The 7,600-nt window shown below is 70.0% G+C and carries 5 protein-coding genes; all 5 read right to left on the bottom strand.

Annotated features, from left to right (window positions below):
* Positions 1 to 242 (bottom strand): hypothetical protein (locus AC08OU_RS20400; protein WP_476605572.1); only part of this gene is annotated, 242 nt, incomplete at its 3' end.
* A 39-nt stretch (positions 243 to 281) separates the two neighbouring features.
* Positions 282 to 1,121 (bottom strand): FadR/GntR family transcriptional regulator, encoded by an 840-nt coding sequence (locus tag AC08OU_RS20395; RefSeq protein WP_476605571.1) that lies wholly within the window; start codon positions 1,119 to 1,121, stop codon positions 282 to 284.
* A 449-nt stretch (positions 1,122 to 1,570) separates the two neighbouring features.
* A complete protein-coding gene (locus AC08OU_RS20390; protein ID WP_476605570.1) occupies positions 1,571 to 2,776 on the bottom strand; it encodes an McrC family protein in 1,206 nt (401 codons plus the stop codon).
* Complete coding sequence (locus AC08OU_RS20385) at positions 2,773 to 4,941, bottom strand: AAA family ATPase (protein WP_476605569.1); 2,169 nt, start codon at positions 4,939 to 4,941, stop codon at positions 2,773 to 2,775. Before AC08OU_RS20385 ends, AC08OU_RS20390 begins: the two co-directional genes overlap by 4 nt.
* A 27-nt stretch (positions 4,942 to 4,968) precedes the next feature.
* A partial coding sequence (locus AC08OU_RS20380; RefSeq protein WP_476605568.1) for an Eco57I restriction-modification methylase domain-containing protein occupies positions 4,969 to 7,600 on the bottom strand: 2,632 nt, incomplete at its 5' end.

Genomic DNA, 7,600 nt, shown 5'->3' with positions numbered 1-7,600 from the left:
ACCCAGGTGCGTCGCGCCGGCCGGCGGAGCGTGGGTCGCTTGCGGACGCCGGCGCCCCACAGGGCGCCGCCGATGCTGACGATCCCGAGGATGCCGAGCGGGAGACTGACGAACTGGTTCAGCCGGTCCAGGTCGGCCCAGCTGCGGTGGGCGCTGCGGAACGCGAGGAAGCTCAGCGCCGGCACCAGGACGGCGGCTGCCGCGGTGGGCAACCACCGGCGGTGACGTGATGACGAGGGCATGGCGATCTCCGGGGAGGGGAAGGCCAGGACGCGAGGCTGCTACGAGGTCGGCGCCAGGAGGTCGGCGAGGGAGTCGGCCGTCGTGTCCGGCAGGGCGATGTCGTGGGTGGCGGCTAGCACGTCGCGCACCAGTTCGGGGTCACGGATCCGGCCCTGGACCTCCGAGAGGATCCCTCTCGAGAAGGTCGCCGCGGCGCCGGGCGCGCCCTGGATCACGGCATGCCGCAGCGCGTCGTGGAGGTACATGGCGATGGGCCGCGGTCCGGCCCACGGGAAGTGCTGGATAACGCCGGGGCCGGTCGTCGCGTCCTTGACCGCCCGGTCAATGCGGTGCTTAAGGCCGGCGTCGACAGCGTGCCCGTGGGCGCGCAGCATCTCGTTCTGCGCGCCGTCGAGGATCAGGCGGTGGTACCGCCGGTCGCACTCCAGGAACGCGTCCCGGTCGAACTCCGCGCCCGCGCCGGGCTGCAGTCCGAGGGCGACCAGGCGGTCGGTGACGAGGCGCAGTTGCGCGCGCTGCTCCGGGGTCGCGCGCTCGGCCGCGAGCCGGGCCGCGTGGGGTTCGACGGCGACGCGCAACTCGGTGAGGCTGCGGATCTGGGCCGCGTAATCGACCTCGAGGCGCCAGTCGATGACGTCCGGGTCCAGCACCGCCCACTCCTGGCGCGGCAGCACGACGGCGCCGAGCCGCGTCTTCGTGCGGACCAGCCCCTTGCTCTGCAAGAACTGGACGATCTCGCGCGCGGTGGGGCGCGAGACCCGCAGATGCGATGTGACGTCGTCCGTCGTCAGCGTGACGCCCGCGGCGTGCTCACCGCCGACGATGGCCAGCGCGAAGGTGCGGATGCCGGACACCGTGAGGTTCTCCCCGTCGCCCATTGACCGGCCCCACTCTCGTTGCTGATCGTGGTGCAACGGTAGGCGTAGAGTAAGATTCAGGCAAACGAATCCCCGGAATTCATTTGCGCTCCGCCGGTCGCGGTATCCGACCGGATAGCCGGACCGCAGGGTCGTCGCGCCGGGCCAGGAGTCGATCGCGATGTCGCCGCGTAGCGGTCCCAACCGCGCGACGTGACAGGCGCAACGATCGCGGACGGCACCAGCTCACCCAGAGCACCGCCGCGAGCCCGCAGCCTCCAAGCCCCACCCCCGAACCGCCGCAAGCGCCCCGCCGCCCCCGGCCCGAACCCGGGCGGCAGCCCTGGCCACTGCTCAGCCCGCCACCCCACCACCGGCCCCGCCCACCCGGACCGACACCTCCCAGTCCTGGCCTCGGCCTGTGACAACTGACCGCGAATCAACGGTCTCCGGAAGGAACTGCGAGTGCCTCAGCTGCTTGCGGAAGCGGCGACGGCTTCCGTGAGCGCGTCCACCTGGCCCAGCAGCTGGGCGGGAGGCAGGGTGAGGTCCAGGGCATGGGCGCGCAGGACGATTCCGGCTGCGGCCACTGTGGCTGTGTGGCTCTCGCCCTCTCCCTTCGCGTATACGAGATGACCGACGGGCAGGCCGAGCCGGACGCAGTAGGCGAGCATCTGGTAGGGGTCGCCGTGCTTGAAGCCATGCTGATCCTCGGTCTTGTACTTCGCATCGACGACGGCGAGCGGCCGTCCGTCGTCGGCGTACCAGACGAGGTCAGGCCGCATCTTGATCCGGCCCTCTACGTCGAGGTGGAACTCCGCCTGAACCGTGGCTTGCCCGCCGAGTGGCGCCAGCCGCTCGGAGAGTGCGTAGCAGACGAAGTCCTCGAACACCTTCGACAGGTCGAGCACGAACCCGGTGACGACGAGCCCCGCTCCGGGCGGCTCGAAGGAGGAGCCGGCCAGGATGGTCTCGGCCAGGCGCAGCGCATGGCGGAACCGCGCGTTGAGCCGGGTGGGCCGCCAGGGATCCAGCTTCCAGGCAGGCACGGAGGTCACCGCCCCGAGCTGTGCGTCCAGTCGAAGGAGCCTCGCCCCCAGGTCTGGCGTGAGCCGCGGTAGGTGGCGGGCGGTCGTGATGGCGGCGCGCAGGAGCCGGTTCTCCGGGGTGTCGGCGGTGAAGTCGTCGTAGCGGACCTCTACGGGGACCGGCAGGCCATACCGGCGCCGGAGCTGGTCGGCCTCGCGGATGCGCCCCCGCACGACGGGCGTTGACTCCTCGACGGTGCGGTAGCCCTGCAACAGGCCGTGCCGCAGCGCCCGAGCAGTGATCCGCTCGAATGCCTCGACGACGGCGCAGAGTAGGTCGTCGGCCACCTCCACGGTCACCGTCTCGTCCTGCCAGTTGACCCGTCCCTGGGCGTACTCCATGAGGAAGACCACCCGAGCGACCTCGATCTTCGGGCGGACGTGCACCTCGAACCGTTCGCCGGCGGGAGCGACGACGCAGAGACTTCCCGCCCTGAACTGGACCGGTCCCACCGACCACAGTCCGCTCCGGCCCTGCCGCCGTGCCCGCACGAACCCGGTGCCCTGCAGCGCCGCGCCGACGTCATCGCTGATGGCGACCCGCTTCGCCGGGCCGTATTCGATGAGGTCCACGCGGTGGTCGGTCACGGCTGGAGGTGGGATCCCGGTGCGACGCCGACGCCGCCTCCGCCAGGGAGTTGGATGACGGTCCCGTCGCTGAGGGCGCTCGTCAGCGCCTTCAGGCCGTACCGGCGGGCGGCATCGAAGCCGGGCTCGTCGTAGTGCAGCTCCTCGAGCAGCGGAAGGATCGAGGAGCGCCAGATCCGCTCCAGCCCCTTGGTCGTTCCGGCCTCGGGCCGCATCAGGTACGAGTGGCCGACCATGAAGTCGCGGTGCGTGATCCGCGCGTTCAACGCGTCGAGGAGATCCGCGGCCGCCGTGGGCAGCTCGTTGCGTTCGAGCCAGGCTCGCAGCACGCCGCTCAGGTGAGGGTCGCCAGGGTGGAGGGACAGGAACGCGAACCGTCGGCGCATCGCGGTGTCGATCGGTGTGATCGATCGGTCCGCGGTGTTCATCGTGCCGATGATGAACACGTTGTCCGGGAGGCTGAACTCGCGGCCTTCGTCGCCGGAGGCGTACATCAGCTCGATGCCGCGGTCGCGGTACTCCAGCAGGAAGTACAGCTCCCCGAACACCTTGGCGAGGTTGGCCCGGTTGATCTCGTCGATGATCAGCACGTAGGGCGTGCCGAGGTTCTGGCGGGCCTCGTCCACGATCTTGCGGAACGGGCCCGGGGTGAGGGTGAACCCGACCCGCCCAGTCTCGTCCGCCGGGACGGGTCGGTAGCCCTCGAAGAAGTCCTCGTAGGAGTACGCGGGGTGGAACTGCACCAGCGTGACGTTCGCCTGGTCGGTCAGAGCCTCGGCCACCTTCAACGCCAGGTAGGTCTTGCCGGTTCCGGGCGGCCCGTAGAGGATCACCTGGTGGCGGGTCCGCAGCAGTTCCACGAACTCCTCCAGCCAGTCGCGACCCACCAGCAGGTCCACGATCACCTTCTCCGGCAGGTCCGGCAGCTCCACCTTCTGTTCCGCGGGCGGCGGGACGATGGTGGCAGGCTGGCCGGGGAGCAGCGCCTCGACCGACTCGGCGACTTCGGTCAGATCGAGCACGGTGGTTGAAGACTTCAGCCGTGCCGCCAGCGACGACGGCAGGTCGGTGAAGTCGATGCCGTCGGCGTCCCAGGTGACCGAGCGCCGGATCGTGGTCCGCGAATCGTCCGGCTCGGCATACACGGCCTCCCCGGTGATCCGACCGACGAACACCCTGCCCTCGGACGTGGTGGCGACGACGTCGCCCGGCGACATCCGGTTCAGGAACGCGTGCAGCTCAGCGAGCTTGGCCGTCCGCTGGTTGTACGACAGGTGGGCGTAGTCCGTCTCGACTGCCGCCCTCAGATCCTCCAGGCTGATGCCGGGTTCCACCGGCCGCAGGTGAGCAGCGGCCAGGCTGACGAATTCCTCACTGATCCATTGCGGCACCACGTTGACGCCGGAAACGGCGGAGCCCCGCACCAGCCACGCCCGGGTGCCGGTCGCCGGCGTCCCCACGATTTCCGCGAGGTCTTCTGCCGTGACCCGCTGCGCTGTCGATGCGTGGCCTGCTTCATCGAACTCGATCCCCTCGGCTTCCAGCACTTGGCGAGGGTCATCCGTGCGCTCCGAGTCGGGCCAGCGGAAGCCGGGGGCGATGACCCCCTCCGCCCGCAGCACACGGTGCGCGTTCGCGACGGGGGTGTTGCCCAGAAAGCCGCCGACGCTCTGCGCCGAGAGTCCCGAGACGGCCGCCACGTCGCCGTACGTCGTCCAGGATCCCGCGGGCACGGCAGCCACGGCGTCCCGGACAGCCTGCCACCGCGGGTCAGCGGCGATTCCGTCCGCGGCCTTGGATGCCTGTAACTGCTCCTGGTACCGCCGGCGACTGACGAGATACAGCTCATCGTCGGTGTAGCGCGCCATGGCCTCGCGCCCGGCCGCGGTGATCCACCAGCCCGCCGGTCGGTTCTTGTCCATCCAGCCGATGGCCTTCATCCAACTGGTCGCATAGCGGATGAGGGTCTCGTAGCGCGGCACTCCGCTGCTGCTGCTGCTCGCCTCGTGCTCGTTGAGGCCGACCCGCCGGGACACCTCCGTCAGTACCTCGCCGGACGGCACGGGCCCGCCTGCTTCGGCCAGGACGCTCAACGTGGCACGCAGGAGCAGGCCGTGACGGATCCTCTGCGCGCCGCCCGCCGACGCCGTCACGGCTGTCGCCACCCCGATCGACTCCCTGCCGGTCTCTCGTCACTCTGCGGACGCCGCATGGCGCGGTCCCTTCCCAGGCTGCGGATCCAGCGCCGTGCGATACGGCACGCCTGTCTCATCGGCCCGGGCCATCGCCTCGAACACCTCCAGGACGAGCCGCCTGGTGCGGAACTCGCCATGCACCCGCTCCTCGTTCCTGCGCAAGGCGCCGAACGAGTCGAGCACGTGCTCGACCTCGGGACGAGCCAGGCCGTAGACGTGGAACATCGCGGCGTCCAGCTCGGCGCGGAGCCCTTCGCGTCGGTCTGTAAGCCAGCGGAACGGCGGCCCGGGGTCGCCCTCGTCGGCCAGACCGAGAATGTCGCGGGCGTATCCCGCGATCCGATGGCTGGTGTACGTCAGCTCCAGCACGCGGGGGAGCACCCAATCGCGCAGGGGTTCGTCCGCCCACCCGGGAACTCGTTCGAAGGTGGCCGGTGCCGGGCAGGCGAGCTGCTTGAGGATGAAGTAGGCCATTCCCGTGCCGCTGAGCTTCTGCCGCGCGACGTAGTCGAAGGCCAGTGAAGTCCACGTAGCCTGCAACAGCGGAGCATGCGTCGGGTTGCCAGGGAATGTCAGCGGAAACTTGTGGCCGACGGCTGAGCGCGGCAGGACTGACGGGATCATCGTCCGTGAATCACTGGCGCGCGCGATGTCTCGCCAGCCGAGTAGCCAGTCCCGGTCCCACCGTTCGCCGATCGACTTGTCCACCTCGGCTTCGGCGACCCAGTAGCGGGCGAGCGGTTCCACGTTCGGGTCATCGTGCTGAACATCGGTGACGTGAGGAAGGGTGCCCTTATTGAGCTGAGCTTGAGTCGCGCCTGCGTACGTCGAGAGCCGGTGGTCGTAGTGGCCGAGGAGCTTGGCCTCGTACAGCGGCAGCCACGTCTCGTCGCCGCGCCTCCAGGCCCAGCCGTCGAACGTCGCCCCCGAAGCGCGTAGATCGTCGGCGGTCTCGAACAACCCCGAGTCGTTCGCCATGTCGAAAATTCGAGCGAATCCTAGCGACCAGGGGTTTCCGTCCGCGGTGCCGTCGCGGATGAGGATCGGGTGCCGCCGGTAGATGCCCAGGGTGATCTCGGCATCGACGCGGGAGCGGAAGACCGGGAGGGTGCCGGTGTTCGGGTTGAGCATGAGTACCTCGTCCGCGGCGAGGTCGAACCGGAGAGCCGGCACGTCGGCGACGTAGCGAATGACGAAAGCCATCCGCACCCGCTCGGCGGGCTCCCCGCCGGTCATGACGGCTACCGCAAACCGAAACTGGTTGTGGACCCCCTGGAAGACTTTCGCCTCGTTCTCGAAGTCGTAGAAGGCGGCCAGCCGGCTGGTCGACAGGGTGTCGGCGAAGAACGGAGCGGTGGTGGCGTCCGTGGCTAGCCCGGTGGGGGTGATGATGCCGGCCCGACCCGAAGTCGAGACTCCCATCCGCATGGTCTCGGCGAACACGCTGTAGGTGTTGACGTCGCCTTGGCCGGTGAGCGGGTAGCGACCGCTGTCGCGCAGCAGGTGGCTCTCCCCGTCCGCCCGGCGCAGGGCGTCGGTCCACTCGTTCCACAGGGCGGCCTTGTTGTCGGACTCCGCGAGTGCTCCGATGAGCTTCTTGCGGGCCGCGGCGTTGGGGGCCTCGGCGATGGCAGGATCGCGGCTGGCGAAGAACTCCTTTTCCTGGAGCTTGACCCGTTCCCAGGGTGGGTTTCCGACGATGCAGGTGAAGCCGCCGAGCCAGCCGGTCGGGGTGGCGGCGCCGCCGTCGGGGACCTCGTAGATGTCGGGGAACTCCAGGTGCCAGTGGAAGAACCGGTACCGGGCGCTCAGGTCGGTCACCGCCTCGGTGACCTGGGCAGGGGCAGTGCCGCTGCCGATGGCGGTCAGCGACTCCTGCGTGAGGTCCGGTCCGCCTTCGGCCTTGTGCTGGACGAAGGCGGCGCACCAGGCGTCGGCCACCGCGTGGGCGCTCGCGTAGGCCGGGTCTGCTTCGAGTTCGCGGAGCCGCCGGGCGGCCACGTGCACGTCGGCCAGCGACGTCGCGGAGGTCGAGGTCGCCTCGCGCAGCCGGCGCCGGAGGTCGGTATTGGACACCTCGAGCCCCGCCTGCTCGAACAGGTCGCCCTGCTGGTTGCCGGAGTCGGCGGCGTCACGCTCGGCGCGGTTGCGCTTCTTGAGTGCCGCCACCCACGTGCGGTCGTCTCCCTCGATCGGCTTGTAGGCGGCGTCGGGGATGCCGGCGGCCAGGAGGGCGGGTGTGGTGCCGAGCAGGGCGTTGCCGACCTTGATGTGCGCGTCCAGGAACGTCAGCGGCCGGCCGGGTTGGAGGGCTTCGAGCCAGAGGCTGACCTTGGCGAGTTCGGCGGCCATCGGGTTGACGTCGATGCCGTAGATGCAGCGGGCGACGACATCGTGCACCGCTGCCTGGAGATCGGTGGGGGTCGGGTCGAGGTCACCGGTGCGGGCCACGGACACGCGCTGGGCGATCCGGCGCGCGGCGGCGACCAGGAAGTGGCCGGAACCGCACGCCGGGTCGCAGACGGTGATGGCGAGCAGGGCGGCTTCGGCCTCCTGCGCCGTCCTGGCGGCCTTCTCGGCGTCGTCGAGCACCGGGTCCAGGGCTTCGTGGAGGACGAGGTCGATCAAC

It is taken from the genome of Frankia sp. CcMO1 (assembly GCF_977945845.1).
The sequence above is the reverse complement of the archived record's forward strand: the minus strand, read 5'-3'. Positions and strand labels throughout refer to the sequence as shown.